Source organism: Symbiobacterium sp. (genome assembly GCF_040797425.1).
In the GTDB taxonomy this organism is placed as follows: Bacteria; Bacillota; Sulfobacillia; order Symbiobacteriales; family Symbiobacteriaceae; genus Symbiobacterium.
This window is the reverse complement of the sequence record NZ_JBFNEH010000009.1, coordinates 64,654-83,453: the sequence shown is the minus strand read 5'-3', so window position 1 is coordinate 83,453 and position 18,800 is coordinate 64,654. Positions and strand designations below refer to the sequence as shown.

The 18,800-nt window shown below is 68.9% G+C and carries 19 protein-coding genes; 4 read left to right on the top strand and 15 right to left on the bottom strand.

Annotated elements, in window-relative coordinates:
• Positions 1-47 precede the first annotated feature (47 nt).
• The 6 genes from AB2385_RS04875 to AB2385_RS04850 all read right to left on the bottom strand — a co-directional run bounded on the left by AB2385_RS04875 (position 48) and on the right by AB2385_RS04850 (position 7,222).
• Complete coding sequence (locus AB2385_RS04875) at positions 48-1,280, bottom strand: FAD-dependent oxidoreductase (RefSeq protein WP_367653816.1); 1,233 nt, start codon at positions 1,278-1,280, stop codon at positions 48-50.
• Between the two features lie 223 nt (positions 1,281-1,503).
• A complete protein-coding gene (locus AB2385_RS04870; protein WP_367653815.1) occupies positions 1,504-2,076 on the bottom strand; it encodes a hypothetical protein in 573 nt (190 codons plus the stop codon).
• Positions 2,077-2,243: 167 nt separating this feature from the next.
• Complete coding sequence (locus AB2385_RS04865; RefSeq protein WP_367653814.1) at positions 2,244-3,446, bottom strand: argininosuccinate synthase; 1,203 nt, start codon at positions 3,444-3,446, stop codon at positions 2,244-2,246.
• Positions 3,447-3,615: 169 nt separating this feature from the next.
• Positions 3,616-5,577 (bottom strand): heavy metal translocating P-type ATPase, encoded by a 1,962-nt coding sequence (locus AB2385_RS04860; RefSeq protein ID WP_367653813.1) that lies wholly within the window; start codon positions 5,575-5,577, stop codon positions 3,616-3,618.
• Positions 5,578-5,713: 136 nt separating this feature from the next.
• Entirely contained in the window at positions 5,714-6,184 is a 471-nt protein-coding gene (locus tag AB2385_RS04855) for a Fur family transcriptional regulator (protein WP_367653812.1), read from the bottom strand.
• Positions 6,185-6,286: 102 nt separating this feature from the next.
• The gene (locus AB2385_RS04850; protein ID WP_367653811.1) at positions 6,287-7,222 is read right to left on the bottom strand and encodes an L-lactate dehydrogenase; all 936 of its coding nucleotides are present in this window, start codon (positions 7,220-7,222) and stop codon (positions 6,287-6,289) included.
• A 218-nt stretch (positions 7,223-7,440) separates the two neighbouring features.
• Between AB2385_RS04850 and AB2385_RS04845 the strand changes: the two genes are divergently transcribed.
• A complete protein-coding gene (locus tag AB2385_RS04845) occupies positions 7,441-8,220 on the top strand; it encodes an NfeD family protein (RefSeq protein WP_367653810.1) in 780 nt (259 codons plus the stop codon).
• Positions 8,217-9,716 (top strand): flotillin family protein, encoded by a 1,500-nt coding sequence (locus tag AB2385_RS04840; protein ID WP_367653809.1) that lies wholly within the window; start codon positions 8,217-8,219, stop codon positions 9,714-9,716. Before AB2385_RS04845 ends, AB2385_RS04840 begins: the two co-directional genes overlap by 4 nt.
• Before the next feature lie 107 nt (positions 9,717-9,823).
• Here AB2385_RS04840 and AB2385_RS04835 read toward each other — a convergent pair whose 3' ends face one another.
• The 4 genes from AB2385_RS04835 to AB2385_RS04820 form a co-directional block, all read right to left on the bottom strand.
• Positions 9,824-11,047 carry an acetylornithine transaminase gene (locus tag AB2385_RS04835; RefSeq protein ID WP_367653819.1) on the bottom strand — a complete coding sequence of 408 codons (1,224 nt, stop codon included), beginning with the start codon at positions 11,045-11,047 and terminating at the stop codon, positions 9,824-9,826.
• A gap of 37 nt (positions 11,048-11,084) precedes the next feature.
• A complete protein-coding gene (gene argB, locus AB2385_RS04830; RefSeq protein WP_367653808.1) occupies positions 11,085-11,966 on the bottom strand; it encodes an acetylglutamate kinase in 882 nt (293 codons plus the stop codon).
• 76 nt (positions 11,967-12,042) lie between these two features.
• The gene (locus tag AB2385_RS04825; RefSeq protein WP_367653807.1) at positions 12,043-13,065 is read right to left on the bottom strand and encodes a hypothetical protein; all 1,023 of its coding nucleotides are present in this window, start codon (positions 13,063-13,065) and stop codon (positions 12,043-12,045) included.
• Between the two features lie 33 nt (positions 13,066-13,098).
• Positions 13,099-13,554, bottom strand: coding sequence for an NUDIX domain-containing protein (locus tag AB2385_RS04820; protein WP_367653806.1), 456 nt, complete (start codon positions 13,552-13,554; stop codon positions 13,099-13,101).
• 251 nt (positions 13,555-13,805) lie between these two features.
• On the opposite strand from AB2385_RS04820, the gene AB2385_RS04815 reads away from it, so the two are divergent.
• Positions 13,806-14,057 (top strand): hypothetical protein, encoded by a 252-nt coding sequence (locus tag AB2385_RS04815; protein ID WP_367653805.1) that lies wholly within the window; start codon positions 13,806-13,808, stop codon positions 14,055-14,057.
• A gap of 127 nt (positions 14,058-14,184) precedes the next feature.
• Here the strand turns inward: AB2385_RS04815 and argJ are convergent, their stop codons facing one another.
• From argJ to argC, 3 genes are read right to left on the bottom strand one after another with little or no spacing between them, the layout of a single operon-like run.
• Positions 14,185-15,393 carry a bifunctional glutamate N-acetyltransferase/amino-acid acetyltransferase ArgJ gene (argJ, locus tag AB2385_RS04810; protein WP_367653804.1) on the bottom strand — a complete coding sequence of 403 codons (1,209 nt, stop codon included), beginning with the start codon at positions 15,391-15,393 and terminating at the stop codon, positions 14,185-14,187.
• 7 nt (positions 15,394-15,400) lie between these two features.
• Complete coding sequence (locus tag AB2385_RS04805; RefSeq protein WP_367653803.1) at positions 15,401-15,925, bottom strand: N-acetyltransferase; 525 nt, start codon at positions 15,923-15,925, stop codon at positions 15,401-15,403.
• 25 nt (positions 15,926-15,950) lie between these two features.
• Entirely contained in the window at positions 15,951-16,997 is a 1,047-nt protein-coding gene (argC, locus tag AB2385_RS04800; RefSeq protein ID WP_367653802.1) for an N-acetyl-gamma-glutamyl-phosphate reductase, read from the bottom strand.
• A 211-nt stretch (positions 16,998-17,208) separates the two neighbouring features.
• Between argC and AB2385_RS04795 the strand changes: the two genes are divergently transcribed.
• Positions 17,209-17,385 (top strand): hypothetical protein, encoded by a 177-nt coding sequence (locus AB2385_RS04795; RefSeq protein ID WP_367653801.1) that lies wholly within the window; start codon positions 17,209-17,211, stop codon positions 17,383-17,385.
• Positions 17,386-17,458: 73 nt separating this feature from the next.
• Here the strand turns inward: AB2385_RS04795 and AB2385_RS04790 are convergent, their stop codons facing one another.
• Entirely contained in the window at positions 17,459-18,235 is a 777-nt protein-coding gene (locus AB2385_RS04790) for a hypothetical protein (RefSeq protein WP_367653800.1), read from the bottom strand.
• Complete coding sequence (locus AB2385_RS04785; protein ID WP_367653799.1) at positions 18,213-18,749, bottom strand: hypothetical protein; 537 nt, start codon at positions 18,747-18,749, stop codon at positions 18,213-18,215. The genes AB2385_RS04790 and AB2385_RS04785 overlap by 23 nt, the downstream gene beginning before the upstream one ends.
• Between the last annotated feature and the right edge of the window lie 51 nt (positions 18,750-18,800).

Genomic DNA, 18,800 nt, shown 5'->3' with positions numbered 1-18,800 from the left:
GGGGGGCGGCCCGGCGCCCCCCCCCCCCCCCCGCGACCGCGTTTGCATCATATTCTTGCCGGCATGTGCCCTGCCACCCAGTCTGCCAGGTGGTTGAAGTCTTCCGTCAGAGTGGCCAGGGGGATACCGCGGTGGAAGAGCATCACGGTGGGCACCTCCACCACCCCGAGCCGCTGGGCGACGCGGGCCGACTGCTGGCAGTCGATCCGAACCACGTGCACCCGGCCGCCGGCGCTGCCGGCCACCTGCTCCACCTGCTGCAGCACGTCGAGCGAGAGCGGATCCGCGGGGCTCCAGAACACGGCCAACACCGGATCGGCCGGTCCCAGCAGCTCGTGGTTCACCAGTTCCTCGTCGGCCAGGAAGCGCTCGGCCGACCGGGCCGCAATCGCGCCGTCCGCAGCGGCGGTGATCACCTGACGGACCCACTTGCGGCGGGCGTCGCCGGCGGCGTAGATGCCGTCGACGCTGGTCGCCATCGTCTCCGGATCGGCGATGATGTACCCCCGGGCGTCCAGGTGGATGCCGCTGCCGCGCAGGAAGTCAGTGCAGGGCGTGATGCCGGCCAGCACGAAAACGGCGTCGGCGGGGAGCGTCCAGCGCTCTCCGTTCACCAGGCTCCTCAGCACGACCCGCTCCACGCGGCCCTCGCCCTGAATCTCCTCCACCGCCGTCTGGGCAATCACCTGAATGCCGGAGCTCCCGCGGAGCTGCGCCAGACTGGCGGGGCAGGCGTCCATGCGGTCCTCGGAATGGATGCAGACCAGCGAGACTTTCCGGGCCGACTGCGCCAAGTGCACGGCCGCCGCCACCGCGGCGTCGCCGTCGCCCACCACCACGACGTCCCGGCCGGCCCAGGCTGCGGCGGAATCCGCCACCGCGTAGTGGACGCCGCGGCCACGGAGGCGCTCCTCGCCCCGCACGCCCAGCGTCCGGGGCTCGGCACCCGGGCACAGGATGACCGCTCTGGCCTCATACGCCACACCCTGCCTGGTGTAGACGGTCTTGAACGGGCCTTCCGGCTCCAGGCGGCTGACCTCGGCCTGCAGGAAGGTGACGCCCAGCGCCTCCGCCTGCCCCCGGAAACGACTGACCAGATCGGGACCGGTGGTACAGCCGGCCCCGGGGAAATTATCGATCTGCATGATGTGCGCGGCCCGGCCGCCGGGCTGCCCCTTCTCGATGAGCAGGGTCGACAGCCGGGACCGTGCCCCGCAGATGGCCGCAGCGAGGCCCGCCGGGCCGCCGCCGACAACGATGAGGTCGAAGCGTGCGGTCATGATACCCCTCCCGTGATCGGTGTTGCAATCCGCCCACTGCGAAAAAAGGGACCGACCCGAGACCGGTCGCTCCCGTGTTGTGCTGACCCGGACGCACGGCCGTGCGGGCGGCCGTGCGCATGGCTGCCGACGTTGACGCTCGGCGCTGTTGTTACTCTCAGGGTATCGGTTGGAAAATTGTTGGTCAACTGGCCAGATGGCTCCATTGCGATGACACGAAAGGCTATGCCGACTGGCCTCCGCGCCTCGGGCGCAGACTGAAGCCCAGTCCGTCGAGCACCACAAACATCACGCCGGTGAAGAGAAAGAGCCAGCGAAACTGCTTGGGCAGGTTCAGGAACCGGGGGATGATGCTCAGGAGGCCGAGCGGCACGGAGAAGCGGAAGAGCGCCGCCGCGAGGGACGGCAGGAACGGGCGGCCGGCCAGCTTGCATGCGAGCGCGGCCGCGGGCACCACCAGGGGCGAGAGGCCGCCCAGGATCCAGACGGGGTCGAAGGTGTCGAGCAGGTGGCCGGCCCGCATCACCGCCGGAATGATGTGAAGGACCGCCACCATGGAGATATGCGCCCAGGAGATGACGGCGAAGCCGGCGCCCACGATGAACTGCACGCCCGGCTTCACCTCAGGCTCGATGAGGATGGCCAGCTGAAGGAAGGACCAGGCAAGCAGCGCCGCGACGAGCCCGCCGGCGAAGTAGGGCAGGTAATACGGGTAGGAGAGGGTATAGACGGGCGTCACGTAGGCTGCCAGCGCGCAGAGCACGGTGAGCACCAGCCGGTAGTAGATGCGGGCCACTGGGCATCCCTCCCCTCTCTGCGCACGGCGCACCTCTCATGGCTTTCTTGTTCGCATCCGGTCAACCGCTTTCCTGCCCTGACGGGGGAGGCCGGACGGCGCGGAAAAGGGGCTGCCCAACGAGAGCAGGCAGCTCTCGGGGCAACCCCGGTCCGTCAGGGTACGGTTCAGTTCTTCCGCTGCACCGCGGCGTACACCCGGGTGGGCAGGCCGAAGATGTCGATGAAGCCCTTGGCGGCCTTGTGGTCGAACTTGTCGGCCTTGTCGTAGGTGGCCAGGTCGTAGGAGTAGAGCGTGTACGGCGACTTGCGGCCCACGCAGAAGGCCGAGCCCTTGAAGAGCTTCACCCGTACCTCGCCCGTAACGGTCTCCTGCGACTTCTTGATGAAAGCGTCCAGCGCCTCCTTCAGCGGGTGGAACCAGAGGCCGTTGTAGACCAGCTCGGCGTACTTCTGCTCCAGCCCCAGCTTGAAGTGGTGCAGCTCACGGGGCAGGGTGAGGGCCTCGAGCTCCTTGTGGGCGAGGGTGAGCACTGTGGCCGCCGGCATCTCGTAAACCTCGCGGGACTTGATGCCCACCAGCCGGTTTTCCACGTGGTCGATGCGGCCCACGCCGTGCTTGCCGGCGATGGCGTGCAGCTGCTCGATCAGCTGCACCAGCCCCATCCGCTCGCCGTTCAGCGCGACGGGCACGCCCTGTTCGAAGCCGATCTCCACGTACTCGGGCTCGTCGGGCGCGTCCTTGGGGTTCACCGTCCACTCGAAGGCCTCCTCGGGGGCCTCGGCCCAGGGGTCCTCCAGCACGCCGGCCTCGCAGGAACGGCCCCACAGGTTCACGTCGATGGAGAAGGGGTTCTCCTTGCCCACCGGTACCGGGATGCCGTGCTGCTGGGCGTAGTCGATCTCCTCCTCCCGGCTCCAGGCCCATTCCCGCACGGGGGCCAGCACCTCAAGGTTCGGGTTGAGGGCGGCCACCGACACGTCGAACCGCACCTGGTCGTTGCCCTTGCCGGTGCAGCCGTGGGCGACGTACTGAGCCCCTTCCTTCTCCGCCACTTCCACCAGCAGCTTGGCGATCAGCGGACGGGAGAGCGACGCAGAGAGGAAATACTTGGACTCATAGCAGGCGTTGGCCTGCAGGGCCGACAGGATGAAGTCATACGCGAACTGCTGCTTCGCGTCGTATACATAGCTCTTGACGGCGCCGATGGAGAGCGCTTTCTTCTGAATGAAGTCGAGGTCCTTGTCATTGGCCCCGAGGTCCACCGCCAGAGCGATCACGTCGGCGTCGTAGTGCTCCTTGATCCAGTGAATCGCGACCGACGTGTCCAGCCCGCCTGAATAAGCCAACACACACTTCTTGTTCCCCATGAATCCGGCGCCTCCTCAGTATTGAGCCCGCTGCCCGGGGCTTCTTTGGTGCATGATTATAACTCCATATGAATAAGTATGCAATAGGGACCCGGGCAGATTCCCGGGTCCCTTTGCGCGCAGGGGCCCGGGCGCCCCGTCACCGGGCGTCCGGGCGCAGTATGACTGGCTATACGCCGCGGGCCTGCTCCACGCCGGCCACCGGGACGGGAAGGCGCCGCCGCACTCCGCCGAAGAGCAGCCGGATTCCGTTCAGCGCCACCAGAACCGTCGATCCCTCGTGGCCCACCACCGCCAGCGGCAGCGTAAGGTTCCCGAGCAGGCTGGTCGTCACCAGCACCATGATCACACCCGTGGCGAAGGCCAGGTTCTGCCAGACCACCCGCCGGGCCCGTCGGCCGAGCTGGAAGACCTCAGGCAGGCGGGAGAAGTCGTCGGCCATCAGCACCACGTCGGCGCTCTCCAGCGCCGCGTCGTTGCCGGCGCCGCCCATGGCCACCCCCAGGCTGGCCCGCGCCAGGGCCGGGGCGTCGTTGATGCCGTCTCCCACCATGGCCACGGGGCCGTACTGCCGCTCCAGCGCTGCGATGGCCTCCAGCTTGTCGGCCGGCAGCAGTCCGGCCTGGTACTCGTCGACGCCGGCTTCCGCCGCCACCGCCGCGGCGACCCGCTCGTTGTCGCCGGTCAGCATCACGATCCGCTCCACGCCCTGGGCCCGCAGGGCGGCGATCACGGCCCGGGCCTGCGGGCGAATCTGGTCGGCGACGCCGAGCACGCCCAGGGGCTTCCCCTCCGCCAGTACCAGCACCGCCGTCTCGCCCTGCTCTTCCAGCCGCTCGGCCTGGGCGAGGAGCCACCGGAGGGAGGTCTCAGCGCGGGCGCCCTCCCACAGGCGCCGGCTGCCCACCTGCACCAGCCGCCCCTCCACCCGGGCGGTCACGCCGAGGCCGGGCTGCTCCTCCACCTGCTCGGGCTCGGGCAGCTCCTCCAGCTGCCGCCGGGCAGCCGCCACGATTGCCCTTCCCACCGGGTGACCCGAGCGCAGCTCGGCGGATGCCGCCAGCCGGAGCAGTTCCGTCTCGGCAACCCCCTCCGCGGGGCAGAGCGACGTCAGCCGCGGCCGGCCCTCGGTGAGGGTGCCGGTCTTGTCAAATGCGACGACCTTAATGTCCCCCGCCTGCTCCAGGTGGACGCCGCCCTTGAACAGGATGCCCTGCCGGGCACCGGCGGCGATGCCGGAGAGGAGTGCCGCCGGGGTGGCGATCACCAGCGCGCAGGGCGACATCACCACCAGGAGCTGCATGGCCAGGTAGAAGCTGTCCGACCACGCCCACCCGGCCACGAGCGGGGGCAGGGTCCAGGTGAGCAGGGCTACGGCCACCACGATCAGCGTATAGTAGCGGTCGATCCAGTCAACGGCACGCTGGGCCCGGGCCTTGTGCTCGTGCGCCTGCTCCACCAGCCGGATCACCCGGGCCAGGGTCGACTCCCCGGCGGGCTTCGTCACCCTGACCAGCAGGCTGCCCGTGGTGTTGAGGCTGCCGGCGTAGACCGGCGAACCCGCCTCCTTGGCCACCGGCACCGACTCGCCGGTGATGGGGGCCTGGTCGATGGCCGAGCGGCCCTCCACCACGACGCCGTCGATTCCCACCCGCTCGCCGGGCCGCACCACCACGAGATCGCCCGGCTGCACCTGCTCCAGCGGCACCAGCCGCTCCGCGCCGTCCTCCTGCCGCACCAGCACCTCTTCCGGCCGCAGCGTCATCAGCGCCTCGATCGCCCGCCGCGTCCTACCCGACACGAACTCCTCGAGCGCGTTGGAGAGGGCGAAGAGGAAGATGAGCACCGCACCCTCGCCCCAGCGCCCCAGGGCGGCAGCGCCCATCGCGCCCATCACCATCAGCATATCGATGTTCAAGCTGCCCCGCCGCAAGGCGGCCAGCCCATCCTTCACCCGCAGGTAACCGCCGCTGACGTAGGCGGCCGCGTAAGCCACGGCCGACCACGCCGACAGGCCCGGCGCTCCATGCTCCAGCGCCCAGCCCAGCACGAGGAAGAACCCGCTGAGCACGGTCGCCCAGACCAGCGGCCGCAGTTCGTCATCCAGCCAGTGCCCCGTCCTCGGAGTCACCGGACCACCCCCTACTGTAGAACCGTTCTAAGCTAGAATCATTCTAGCTCCGCCCGCGGCGGTTGGCAAGGGCCTGTTGGGATTTCAGATAAAAAAACCACCACGGCGGTGTGCCGTGGCGGCATTGTACGTGTTCCTAGTCCGCGACGCCCTCCCCGCTGCAGGCGGGGCAGATGCCATAGTAAAGCATCTGGGCGCCGATCACCCGGAAGCCGGTCTGCCGGGCGACCGCCTCCTCCATCCCGGTGGAGACGTGGGGCAGGTCGATCACCCGCTTGCAGCGAATGCAGACGACGTTGATGTGCGTGTCCACGTCGAGCTCGTAGTGGACGGCGCCGGCTGCGTCGGGGCCCAGCTCGTAGAGCAGCCCCCGCTCCTTCAGGACGGTCAGCGTGTTGTACACCGTGGCGAGGCTCACGCCCGAATGGTACCGTCGGGCGGCCTCGAAGATCTCCTGCACCGTGGGATGGTGCTTGCCCGCCATGTCGGCCAGGGCCTTGCAGATGGCGCTGCGCTGAGCCGTCAGCTTCAGCCCCGCCGCGCGGAGCCCGGCCGAGAACGAGTCTTCGTGCTGCATGTCAGCAGTGTCGTTCCTGGTTGGCGTCATGGCGTTCACCTCCCACAGCGAGAACCATTCTAGGTAAGAGTATAGCAGATCGCGGCGTCATGCAATAGTCTACTCGCACCTTCCGGCAGACTTGCGTTGCGCCTAGAAGCCGATCTCGGTCAGGAAGCCGCGCAGCTTCGCCGCGGAGGCCCTGAGCTCCTGTTCCTCCTCAGGCGCCAGCGGCAGCTGGATGATCTCCTCGACCCCGTGCCGGCCCACCACGCACGGAACCCCCAGGCAGACCCCGTCGATGCCGTGGTAGCCCTGCAGGTAGGTGGAGACCGGCAGGATGGATTTCTGGTCCTGCAGGATCGCCTCGCAGATGCGGGCCAGCGCCAGGGCGATGGCGTAGTAGGTCGCACCCTTGGCGGCGATGATCTGGTAGGCCGCGTTGCGGGTCTCCTCGAGGATCTGGACCCGCTCCTCCGGCGTGAGGCGCCAGCGGTCCCCGGCCTCGGGGCTGTCGATCGGGACGCCGCCCACGCTGGCCTGGGACCAGACGGCCAGCTCGCTGTCGCCGTGCTCGCCGATGATCATGCCGTGCACCGACCGCGGATCCACGCCGAACCGGGTGGCCATGAGGTAGCGCAGGCGGGAGCTGTCGAGCAGGGTGCCCGAGCCGATCACCCGGTTCGGCGGCCAGCCCGACAGCTTGAGGGCCACCTGTGTCAGGATGTCCACCGGGTTGGTCGCGATGAGCAGGATGCCGTCGTGGTTGTAGCGGGTCACCTGGGAGATGATCTGGTCGAAAATGGCCACGTTCCGGCCCATGAGGTCCGTGCGCGTCTCGCCCGGCCGCTGGGCCGCCCCGGCCGCGATCACGATGATGTCGGCCCCCTCGCAGTCGGGGTAGTCGCCCAGCCGGATCTTGAGCGGGTGGGCAAGCATGAGGCCGTGGTTCAGGTCCAGCACGTCGCCCAATGCCTTCTCCTTGTTGGCGTCGATCACCACCAGCTCGTTGGCAAGTCCCTTGAGCAGCACCGTGTAGGCGAAGGTCGCTCCGACCTGGCCGCAACCGATGAGCACGATCTTGGACATGGCTGTCTCTCCCTTCGTGCGTCGATGCGTCTTCCGTCAGCATGTGCAACGGCGGGTCGAATCTCCGCACAGGTCAACGCCTGGAAATTGCTTACAAAAAGCTGGCCCGGGCAGGACAACGGTTCCTGCCGGGAAAACGGATGACTCAGAACCAAACCGGGCCGGCTGCGGGTCTTATAGGCAGAGACAACGCCATCCGCTCCGGGGGGTGTGGCCTCGTGACGTCCGTCTTCCTTTACACCTTTTATGTCGGTTTTGGCCTTACGCTCGTGTCGGCCATCCTCGGCTTTTTGAACATGGGCGGTAAGGCCGGAGATCTCTCCCACGGCGGTGACCTCTCTCACGGTGGCGATCTCTCCGCAGGTGCGGACTTCTCGGCCGGTGCAGATCTCTCGGCCGGTGCAGATCTCTCGGCCGGCGGTGATCTTTCCGTCGGTGGCGACCTCTCGGCAGGCGCCGATCTCGCCCACGGGGGCGACCTGGCGACCCCGCCGGCCGTGGACCTCTCCGCCGACGCGGACATGGCCCACGGGCAGAAGGGCCACATCGGCAAGGCGGCCGCCATCTCGCCCATCAACTTCCAGACCCTCATGGCGGCGCTCATGGGCTTCGGCGGGGTCGGCTACCTGGTCTCCTCCCTCGGGCCGGCTGTCGTGTGGCTCTCCCTGGTCGGCGCGGCGGCAGGCGCCTTCACCACCGGCTGGCTGATCTATCGCTGGCAGCGCTTCCTGATCCGGGGCGAGCGTCCCCTGCCGCCCACCAGCTACACGGGCATCGTCGGGAAGCTGACGGTGTCGATCCGGGAAGGGGGCACAGGGGAGGTGGTCTACCGGCAGCACGGCTCCCGCATGGTGTCGGCGGCCCGCTCTGCGGACGGGCGCCCCATCCCCAAGGGCGAAGAGGTCGTGATCCTGCGCTATGAGCGGGGCGTCGCCTACGTCCAGCCATGGCGAGAGTTCATGAAAGAGAACGTGGTAAGGGGGATTGAGAACGGATGAACTGGGGTCCTCTGATCTACGCCGGCCTGACCATCGTCGGCGTCCTGATCCTGCTCGCGCTCCTGGCCTCGATGTACCGCAAGGTGCCGCCCAACCGGGCACTCATCGTCTACGGTTTTGGCGGGCCCCGCGTCACCAAGGGCGGCGGCCTGGTCGTGTGGCCGCTGATCCAGTCAGCCCAGGAGCTCTCCCTGGAACTGATGTCCTTCGACGTGGTCCCGCAGCAGGACTTCTACACCGTCCAGGGCGTCGCGGTCACCGTGGAGGCGGTGGCGCAGATCAAGGTGAAATCTGACACCGAGTCCATCCTGACCGCGGCCGAGCAGTTCCTGTCGAAATCCATCAAGGAACAGCACGAGATCCTCAAGCTCGTCATGGAGGGCCACCTGCGGGGCATCGTGGGCCAGCTGACGGTGGAGCAGATCGTCAAGGAGCCCGAGATGGTGGCCGACCGCATGCGGGCCAACGTCGCCGACGACATGGCGAAGATGGGCCTTGAGGTCGTCTCCTTCACCGTGAAGGAGATCAAGGACAAGAACGACTACATCAACAACATGGGCCGGCCCGACACCGAGCGCATCAAGCGGGCGGCCGAGATTGCCGCCGCCGAGGCCCAGCGCGACACCGAGATCAAGCGGGCCGAGGCCATGCGGGAGGCGGCCATCGCCAAGGCGAAGGCCGAGCAGGAAACGGTGCTGGCCCAGTCCGAGTCGCTGGCCAAGCAGGCCGAGGCGCAGCGCGACCTGAACCTGAAGCGAGCGGCCTTCGAGGCCGAGACCAAGCGGGCGCAGGCGCAGGCCGACAAGGCCTACGACATCGAGGCCAACGTGATGCAGCAGCAGGTGATCGCCGAGCAGGTCCGCGTGCAGCAGATCGAGCGGCAGGAGCAGGTGAAGGTCCAGGAGGCCGAAATCCTGCGGCGTGAGAAGGAACTCATCGCCACCGTGCTGAAGCAGGCCGAGATCGAGCGGCAGAAACAGGAGACCCTCGCTGCGGCACAGGCCCGCAAGCGGGAGATCGAGGCCGAGGCCGAGGCGAAGGCCATCCGGATGTCCGGCGAGGCCGAAGCCGACGTGGTGAAGCAGCGGGGTCTCGCCGAGGCCGAGGTCATCCTGGCCAAGGGCCGTGCCGAAGCCGAGGCCATGCGCATCAAGGCCGAGGCGTACAAGGAATACGGCCAGGCCGCCATCCTCGACAAGCTGCTGCCGGTGCTGCCTGAGCTCATGCGGGCCGCGGCCGAGCCGCTCACCCGCATCGACAAGGTCACGATCCTTTCGCAGGGCGACGGCGAGGTGGGCATCAACAAGTTCATGAACGACGTCGCCAAGCTGGTGGCCACCGCCCCGACCGTGCTGGAGGGGCTGACCGGCGTGTCGATTCAGGACCTGATGAAGAAGATCCCCGGCCTCGACCACCAGCCCGTCGAGGTCGGCGCCCAGGCGTCCGAGCCGGTGCCCGTGGCAGCGACGGCGGAGTCCAAGTCCGAGTCGGAGTAGCGGCGAAAAGCGAGTCGTGCTATGAACGGTTCGAGGGGACCTGCGCACATTCACGCAGGTCCCCTCGTGATTTGTGGTGGCGGTCGCCTTGTTGGAACCACATCCTGCTAATCCGCCTCGCCCACCGCCGCCAGCGCCTGGTCCAGGATGGCCAGGGCCCGGTCGGCGTCCGCCTCCGTGATGATGTAGGGCGGCAGGAGCCGGATCACCGTGTTGGCCGTCACGTTCACCAGGAGCCCCAGTTCGTGGCACTTGGCCAGCACCGGGGCGGCCGGCCGGGTGAGCTCCATGCCCAGCATCAGCCCCATCCCCCGGACCTCCTTGACGAGGTCCGGATGCTTCGCCTGCAGCTGCTTGAGCCCGGACAGAAGGTATGCGCCCATGGCCCGGGCGCGCGCCGGCAGGTCCTCCGCCAGCAGGGTCTTCACCGTGGCCAGTGCGGCGGCGCAGGCCAGGGGGTTGCCGCCGAACGTGGTGCCGTGGTCCCCGGGGGCGAAGCCGGTGGCCGCCTCCTCCGTGGCGCAGACGGCGCCGATGGGCACGCCGCCCCCGAGCCCCTTGGCCAGGGTGAGGATATCGGGCTTCACCCCGAAGGCCTGGTAGGCGAAGAGGGTGCCCACCCGGCCCATGCCGCACTGGACCTCGTCGAAGATCAGGAGGGCGCCGCGCGCGTCGCAGATGGCGCGGGCAGCCGCCAGGTACTCCCGGGAGAGGGGCATCACCCCGCCCTCCCCCTGCACCGGCTCCACGATCACCGCCGCGGTCTTCTCCGTCACCGCCGCCTCCAGCGCCGCCACGTCGCCGGCCTCGGCGTGGTCAAAGCCCTCGGGCAGCGGGCCGAAGCCCTCCTGGATCGCCGGCTTTGCCGTGGCCGTCACGGTGGCGAGGGTGCGCCCGTGGAAGGAGTGGGTGAGCGAGACGATGCGGTTCTTCTCCTTGCGCCCCTTCCGCCACTGGTACTTGCGGGCCAGCTTGATGGCGCCCTCGTTGGCCTCGGCGCCGGAGTTGCAGAAGAAGACCCGGTCCAGCCCGCCGCTCCGGGTGAGCAGCTCGGCCAGCGCCGCCATCGGCTCGCTGTAGTACAGGTTGGAGCAATGGATGAGCCTCCGCGCCTGGGCGGCGATGGCCTCCACCACCGCCGGGTGGGCGTGGCCCAGCACGTTCACGGCGATGCCGCCGAGGAAGTCCAGGTACTCCTTGCCGTCGGCGTCCCAGCAGCGGACCCCCTCGCCGCGCACCAGGGCAATCGGGTACCGCGCGTACGTGTTCATGGTATGCCTGTCCGCCCTGGCCATCAGGGCGGCGCTCTCCGATCCCGTCATCCCCGCCATCTCCTTCTTTCCCGTCGGTGCCGGCACCCACCGGTTCCTACTTCACGACCATCGTGCCCACGCCCTCGTGGGTGAAGATCTCCAGCAGCAGGCTGTGGGGCACCCGGCCGTCGATGATGTGCACCCGGTTGACGCCCGCCTCCAGGGCGGTGATGCAGCACTGAAGCTTGGGGATCATCCCGCCCTCCAGCCGGCCGTCGGCCATCCACTCCCGGATCTCCTGCACCGTCACCCGGCTCAGCAGGCTCCCGGGGTCGTCCCTGTCGGCCCGGACCCCTTCCACGTCGGTGAGCAGCACCAGCTTCTCCGCCTTCAGCGCTGCGGCGATGGCCCCGGCCACGGTGTCGGCGTTGATGTTGTAGGGCTGCCCCTCGGGCCCCAGGCCGATGGGGGCGATCACCGGCACGTAGCCGGCAGTGGTGAGCGTCTCCAGCACCGCGGTGTCGACGGCGGCCACGTCGCCCACGAAGCCGAGGTCGACCTCCTCGCCGGTCCGGGCCGAGCGGTGCCGGTGCGGCACGGCCCGGATGAGCCCGGCATCCTGCCCCGAGAGGCCCACCGCCTTCACCCCCTGCGCGCAGAGGTGCGTGACGATCTCCCGGTTGGTCTTCCCCACCAGCACCATCTGGGCGATGGCCATCGTCTCGGCGTCGGTGACCCGGAGGCCGTCGACGAACCGCGGCTCGATGCCCATCTGCCGCGCCATGCTGGAAACCTCAGGGCCCCCGCCGTGGACGACAACGGGGTGCATTCCCACGTACTTCATGAGGGCGATGTCCTGCATCACGGCGGCCTTCAGATCCGCCGCGGCCATCGCGGCCCCGCCGTACTTGATGACCACGGTCTTGCCTGAGAACTGCCGGATGTAAGGCAGCGCCTCGGCCAGCACCGCGGCCTTGTCCAGCGCCATCTGGTTCAACGAACCCGCCTCCTGCGGTGTGGTTGAATAATTATACCGCCAAGTGCATTCACATGCAACAAGGAGCCGGCCGCCCTCACATGGGCTTCGGCTCCTTTCCCTTCAGTCCGTGGCCCGTCTCTTCCGCCTCGTAGCGCACCTTGTGCTGGCACCGTTCGCAGATATGTATGGCCCCCGGTGCCGGGCTTCCCGGTACCGGCCGCCCGCAGAGGGCACAACGGAAGGGCTTGCCCCCGTCCGACGGCCCAGCGCCGCTCGCCGGCCTACCTGCGCCCGCGCGGTCCGGAAGCAAGAGCGGCTCTCCGCCGACGGCCCGCTGCAGCACCGCCAGTGCGTCCACGCCCCCGTGGTACCGCACCAGCTTCAGCGTGGGGAACCTGGCATCGTCCAGGCGGAGCAGGACCTGCCTCCGCCCCCGGGGCTCCACGGACCGGACGTGCGCGAGCGGAACCTGGTAGACCGGCTCCTGCTCGCCGAGGAACCAGAGGGTGCCGTCGCACAGCAGGAGTGTGGTCCCGGCAAAGATGCGGTCCTGGAACCAGATCAGCACCGGCACGGCAAACAGAGGCGCCGGATGGTTCAGCCACAGCGACAGGAGCGTCACCGCCACGACCAGCAGGGCGAGGGCGAGCCAGCGCTCCCGGAGCGCCGTGCGCTGGAACACCGGCACGGCCTCTGCGGCCTCACGGGGCGTGCGGGGCACCGATCCGGGTTCGGCCGTGCGGGCCCGCTCCACGGCCCGTTCCACCGCCTCCCGAAAATCCTCCGGCGTGTCGAGCGAAAGCCTTCGCACGGTGCGCCCGTCGGACCAGCGAAGCTGCCATCCGTTTCGGAGCGCCTTCACCTCGGCGCCGGCCAGCGGAATCGGCTCCCGCTGCAGCCCGAACGCCACGCGAAGCACGGGCCCGGCGAGGACCGCGTAGCGGCTGTGCCCATCCCCCAGAAAGGCCGCCGTCGCAAGGAATATCAAGGCGTAGAGAAGACGGAACTGCTGATCGTTCAAGTCCCACAGTGCCAGCTGTTGCACGACCAGCAAGGCGGTCGTCGCCGTCAGCATCCGCCTGGGCGACGAACCCTGGTGCATCACCTGCACCGACACCCCGGAGACCCTCCCCCACGATTCGGTGCTATTCTATTTCGGCGCCGCCTGGCGGGGCACCGGCGCAGGCAGCCGGTTCCGCCGGCGCGGCGTGAGGCCCAAGGCCCGGGCGACCTGCGGCAGGTTCCGCCGCCCCCACCCGCCGCAAGCACCAGGATCGGTCGGGTCGACCCAGGCCAGCGCGCCGATGGAGTCGTTGGTCGCGGGGTCCGTACCCACCCGCGGGCGGCCGCTCTTGATGCGGCAGCGGAAGAAGTGACGCACGTAGTTGCGCCCGGGCACCACCTCCCTCAGGAGCATGGGGCCGACCTCCACCTCGACGCAGCACTCTTCGATCAACTCACGGCGCAGGGCTTCCTCCAGCGTCTCGCCGGGTTCCACCGTGCCCCCGGGAAAGTTCCAGAACCACGCGTTCTCCTTGGGGTAGTAGTACCGGACCAGCAGCAGCCGCCCGTTCTCCACGATGAGGGCGTAGGCTTTCTGGCGCATGGTCACGCTCCCTCCCCCTCGCCTCCGGTTCTGTATGTTTTCTGCTTCAACGCACCCCTTCCTGCCCGATCAGACTCGCTTTGGGTCAATACGGTTCATACTTTGCAGGTCCGCTGCCGCAACGGGGCAGCCCGGCAGGAGCCACCGCCGCACGGGCCGAAGAACGCAGTCAGGGTCTTCGCCGGCCACCGCCGGCAGGGCCGGGAGGCGGCGAGGGCTCCGCCCGCCGCGACAGGGAGGGGTTCTTCGTGGTGCGCCTGACACTTGACCTCCGCGGCAGCACGGAAGCGCAGATCCGCAGTTACCTGCAGGCGCTGGGCGGTGAGAACCGGCCCGACGGCAGCGTGGTCGGACCGGGCTGGACCGCGCAGCTGACGGTGGGCGAGCACCGGGCCTTTGGCCTGGTCTGGCCGCGGGTGATCGTGGAGTGCGAGGGGGAGTCCGAGGCCGTGGAGGCGGTGGCGAAAGGACTCCGCCTGCGGGCGACCCGGGGCGGTGGGTAACACCTGACCGCGTCGGGGGTTTGCACGCCTCGGAAAGGGAAGCAAGCGCCCTCGGCAACGGAGGGGCTGAGGACCCGGCGCTGGCCAGGTCCTCAGCCCCCTTGCGTTCCCTGCCCACCTTCCGGGGCTAGGTCCGGTAACTCCCGTTGATCCGCACGTAGTCGTAGGTGAGGTCGCAGCCCCAGGCGGTGGCCTCGGCGTCCCCCGCGTGCAGGTGGGCGGTGAAGACCACCTCCGGCTGCTGGAGCAGCGCGGCCGCCACCTCCTCGTCGAACGGCACCGGGGCGCCCGCGGCCATCATCTGCAGGCCGCCCAGCCAGAGGTCCACCCTTGCGGGGTCAAACTGCGCCCCTGAGTAGCCCAGGGCGGCCAGCACCCGGCCCCAGTTGGCGTCCGCGCCGAAGACCGCCGCCTTCACCAGGCTCGAGCCGCACACCGCCCGGGCCGCCTTGCGGGCGTCTTCCAGGCTGCGGGCGCCCTTCACCCGCACCTCGATCAACTTGGTGGCGCCCTCGCCGTCGCGGGCGATCTCCCGGGCCAGGTGGATCAGCACCTGCTCCAGGGCATCGGCGAAGACCTGGTACTCGGGGGTGCCCGGCGCTACCTTCGGGGTGCCGGCGAGGCCATTCGCCAGGGCGACCACCATGTCGTTGGTAGACGTGTCGCCGTCTACCGTGATCATGTTGAAGGAACGGTCCGCGGCCTGCCTGAGCGCCGCCTGCAGGGCCCCGGGTGAAACCTCCGCATCGGTGGTGACGAAGCAGAGCATCGTGGCCATGTTGGGGTGGATCATGCCCGACCCCTTGGCCATGGCCCCGATGGTCGCCACCTTGCCGCCGATTTCCACCTGCACCGCCGTCTGCTTGGGGTAGGTGTCCGTGGTCATGATGGCCAGGGCGGCGTCCTCGCCCCCGTCCGGGGAGAGAGCGGCCGCCGCGGCGGCGATGCCCGCCGCCACCCGGTCCATGGGCAGGGGCACCCCGATCACGCCCGTGGAGGCGACCCCCACCAGCTCGGGGCTCAGGCAGAGGGCCTCGGCCGCCAGCCGGGCCATCTCCTCCGCGTCCCGGAGCCCCTGCGCGCCGGTGCAGGCGTTGGCGTTGCCTGAGTTGACCACCACGGCCTGCAGCCGCCCTGCCCCGGTGCGACGCTGCGTCACGAGCACCGGCGCCGCCTTCACCAGGTTGGTGGTGTAGACCCCGGCCGCGGTGCACGGTACCCGCGAGGCCAGGAGGGCGATGTCTTTCTTGCCGCTGCCGTTCCCCTTGATGTCCGCCGCTGCTCCCGCTGCCATAAAGCCGGCCGGCGCCGTCACGCCCACCTTCACGTCCGCCACCTCTCCTTCATCGCACCCAGTTGGGCCTGGCGACGAGCGGGATCTCGTAGGCCTCGTCCACCTGCTGCTCAGGCGGCACCAGCCAGCGGATCATCGCGATCTCGTCGCAGTTGTGGAACTTGTCACAGTAAATGCATTCCTTCCAGACCTTCTGCGGCAGGCGATCCTTCGCGACCTCCTGAAAGCCGTACTTCTTGAAGAAGCCCGGCTGGTAGGTAAGGGCGAAGATGCGCTTCAACCCCAGGGTGCGGGCCTCCTCCAGGAGGTGCTCCACCAGGCCGCGGCCCACGCCCTTCCCGGTAAGACCGGGCCTCACCGCCAGCGAGCGAATCTCGGCCAGGTCTTCCCACATGATGTGCAGGCCGGCCACCCCGACCACCTGCCCGTCGTCGTCCACCGCCACCGTGAAGTCGCGCACAGACTCGTAGAGCATCAGCAGGGGCCGCCTGAGCATCAGCCCCTGCGCCGCATACCCGTTGATGATCTCGTGGACCGCCGGAATGTCCGCCATCACGGCCTTCCGAAACTGCATGGGATCCCCTCCGTGGGTGTAAGCTCTAGGGATATACCGGTGCGGCCTCGAGCAGCCCGGTTGTCTCGGGAAGGCCGAACATCAGGTTCATGTTCTGGATGGCCTGACCGGCCGCGCCCTTCACCAGGTTGTCGATCACGCTGATCACCAGGGCCCGGCCGGTGCGCCGGTCCACCTTCACGCCGATGTCGCAGTAGTTAGAACCCCAGACCTGCTTCGTCGCAGGCAGGTCGCCGGCGGGGCGCACCCGCACGAAGGGCTCGCCGGCGTAGAACTCCCGGAACAGCTCCACCGCCTGCTCCGTGCTCAGGTCACGGCGCAGCGTGAAGTAGCCGGTGGCCAGGATGCCTCGCGTCATCGGCACCAGGTGGGGGGTGAAACTGACCACCACCCGCTCTCCGGCCAGGTCGGAGAGAGTCTGCTCGATCTCGGGCGTGTGCCGGTGGTCCCCCGCGATGTTGTACGCCTTCAAGTTCTCGTTGACCTCGGAGAAGTGAACGCCCAGGTTCACGCCCCGGCCAGCGCCGGAGACGCCGGACTTGGCGTCGAAGATGATCCCGCGGGTCTCCACCACCCCTGCCTTCAGGAGCGGCGCCGACGCCAGCGCACACGCGGTCGGGTAGCAGCCGGGGTTGGCCACCAGGCGGGCCCCGCGCACCTGCTCTCGGTACAGCTCCGGCAGGCCGTAGACCGCCTCGGCCGCGAGGTCCGGCGCGGTGTGCGCCTTCTTGTACCAGGCCTCGTAGGTGGCCACGTCCCGCAGGCGGAAGTCGGCGCCCAGGTCGATCAGCCGCCTGCCGGCCCCCAGCACGGCCGGCGCCAGCGCCATCGTCACCCCGTGGGGGAGGGAGGCGAAGACGACGTCGCAGGCCGCCAGGGCCTCTGCGGCCGCCTCCTGTCCCACCAGGTCAATCCGGCCGCGCAGGTGCGGATAGACCGAGGCCAGCTCCTGCCCCTGGTAGCTCTCGGTGCCGGCCAGCACCACCTGCACCTCCGGATGAATACCCAACAGCCGGATCAGCTCGACCCCCGCGTAGCCGGTGGCCCCGGCAATGCCTGCCCGGATGGTCATTCTGCAAGCCCCCTACTCGGCTCTTGTTGCATAATCATAACGCGCCATGCATAAAGATGCAATCCCTGATCCCTCCTCCCAATGGAGGAGGATCCACATCAGATGGAAGTACGAACCAAAATCGTCTTTGTTAACGATGTTATCAGAAGTCGCCGCTGGTATGCTATAGCCAGACCAAGAGATGAGAGCAAGAAAAGGAGGCGACCCGAAAATGACGATCTGGCAGCTGATGCCCGAAGATGTGGAGGCTATCGTGACGCAGCGCAAGGCGGGCCGGAGCCGGAAGGAGGTCGCTGACGACCTGGGGATCAGCGTGGAGATGGTCGCCTGCGCCGAGCGCAAGTGGCAGTCGAAGCCTGACCTGTTCCGCAGCTGGTACGCCCTCTAAACCTCCTTCATCATAAACCAATCCCGGGTCCTGTCCAGCAGGACCCGGGACCGTTTTTCCTGGAAAGCAGTGGCTAGCGCGCCCGCCCGTGCGGGTTCGCCATGCGGATGACCAGTTGCGCCCCGTGCTCCTCCTCCGGCCCGGGCGTCACGACCACCGGATACGCGGCGAGGGCCTCCCGCAGGCGGTCGGCCAGGGCGGACGCCTCGGCGGCCGGGCAGAGGATGGAGATAGCGCCTTCGTCACGGCTCCCGTCTGCCCGGGTGGCGTAGGGTCGGGCGCGGCGGCGCGCCGTGGCCTCCACCAGACCAACCACCCGGTCGGGAACCGGCCGGTGGACGAGGGGCCCCGCCTCCGGATTGCCCTCGGCGGAGGTGGGGGCGGCCAGCCGAACGAGACCCCGGCCGAAGAAATAGAACACCGCGCACTGCGCCGCAACCTGCCGTGCCGCCTGGACCGGACCCAGGAGCGGCAGGAGCAGGTAATGGGCAGCCAGCAGCGGCACGGCGTAGGCGAACAGGCTGCTGCCCGCCCCCCGCCGGAAGGCGGCGCCGAGCAGGGTCAGCAGCGCGCCGGCGGCGACGCCCACCAGATGGGTGACGCCTTCGGCCGGTCTCCACAGCGTGAGCACCAGGGCGGCGCCTCCCACGGCCAGGCTCACCGCCGGCCGGAGGCGCCTCCCGGCCAGGTTGGCCAGCGCATAGAGCCCCACGAAGGCCGTAGCCATCAGGAGACCCACCAGGAAGAGCGCAAACGAAGCGGGCCGCCCGGAAAGCCAGGGAGCGCCCAGGGCGGCGAACAGGCCCGTCAAGAGGACGAGTACCAGTTCAGAACCAAGGAGTTTCGCCATGCTCCTCCCCCCACCTCGGCACCGCCCACTCCCGGAGCAGGGCCAGGAGCCGCGGCGAGGGCCGCAGGGCCAGCGCCCGTCGCTGCCCGGCGGGGTCCTCCCCCTCCACCACCCAGATGCCGGTGCGGACCACGGCCAGCGGCGGGTACCACTCTACCACCAGCCCGCCCAGCTCCCGGGGTGCGGCCTCGCCGTTCCAGCGGTTCAACCAGCGGTGCAGCCGCATGGGCCGCGTGAGGTCGATGATCGCCATCCGGCGGCCCTGGCAGACCCGCAGCTCCTGTTCCCCCAACAGGTAGCAAACGGTGAGCAGTTCATGACCCAACAGGCACAGGTAGGCGACCAGGACCAGCAAGAGCACAAGCCCCACGAACTCCAGCGGGTGCGGACCGGCCGCCGCGCCGCGGAGGCGGGCAATCAGCCAGCCGATGCCCGCCAGGGCCGCTGCGAGAAGGCCGCCGACCAGGTAGCGCTCGACGCGGGTGTCTGGCCGCTCCTGATGTGCCGTTTCCATTCAAAATTCCCTCCCGTGTGGAGGCGTAGCCGTAGCTTTAAAACTTCGCCC

Bases quoted from the DNA above. Each gene is read 5' to 3' on its own strand.
- AB2385_RS04785 (WP_367653799.1), bottom strand. From the start codon at position 18,749: ATGGAAACGGCACATCAGGAGCGGCCAGACACCCGCGTCGAGCGCTAC.
- AB2385_RS04795 (WP_367653801.1), top strand. From the start codon at position 17,209: ATGACGATCTGGCAGCTGATGCCCGAAGATGTGGAGGCTATCGTGACG.
- AB2385_RS04805 (WP_367653803.1), bottom strand. From the start codon at position 15,925: ATGCAGTTTCGGAAGGCCGTGATGGCGGACATTCCGGCGGTCCACGAG.
- AB2385_RS04790 (WP_367653800.1), bottom strand. From the start codon at position 18,235: ATGGCGAAACTCCTTGGTTCTGAACTGGTACTCGTCCTCTTGACGGGC.
- AB2385_RS04840 (WP_367653809.1), top strand. From the start codon at position 8,217: ATGAACTGGGGTCCTCTGATCTACGCCGGCCTGACCATCGTCGGCGTC.
- AB2385_RS04835 (WP_367653819.1), bottom strand. From the start codon at position 11,047: ATGGCGGGGATGACGGGATCGGAGAGCGCCGCCCTGATGGCCAGGGCG.
- AB2385_RS04850 (WP_367653811.1), bottom strand. From the start codon at position 7,222: ATGTCCAAGATCGTGCTCATCGGTTGCGGCCAGGTCGGAGCGACCTTC.
- AB2385_RS04865 (WP_367653814.1), bottom strand. From the start codon at position 3,446: ATGGGGAACAAGAAGTGTGTGTTGGCTTATTCAGGCGGGCTGGACACG.
- argC (WP_367653802.1), bottom strand. From the start codon at position 16,997: ATGACCATCCGGGCAGGCATTGCCGGGGCCACCGGCTACGCGGGGGTC.
- AB2385_RS04855 (WP_367653812.1), bottom strand. From the start codon at position 6,184: ATGACGCCAACCAGGAACGACACTGCTGACATGCAGCACGAAGACTCG.
- AB2385_RS04820 (WP_367653806.1), bottom strand. From the start codon at position 13,554: ATGCGCCAGAAAGCCTACGCCCTCATCGTGGAGAACGGGCGGCTGCTG.
- AB2385_RS04875 (WP_367653816.1), bottom strand. From the start codon at position 1,280: ATGACCGCACGCTTCGACCTCATCGTTGTCGGCGGCGGCCCGGCGGGC.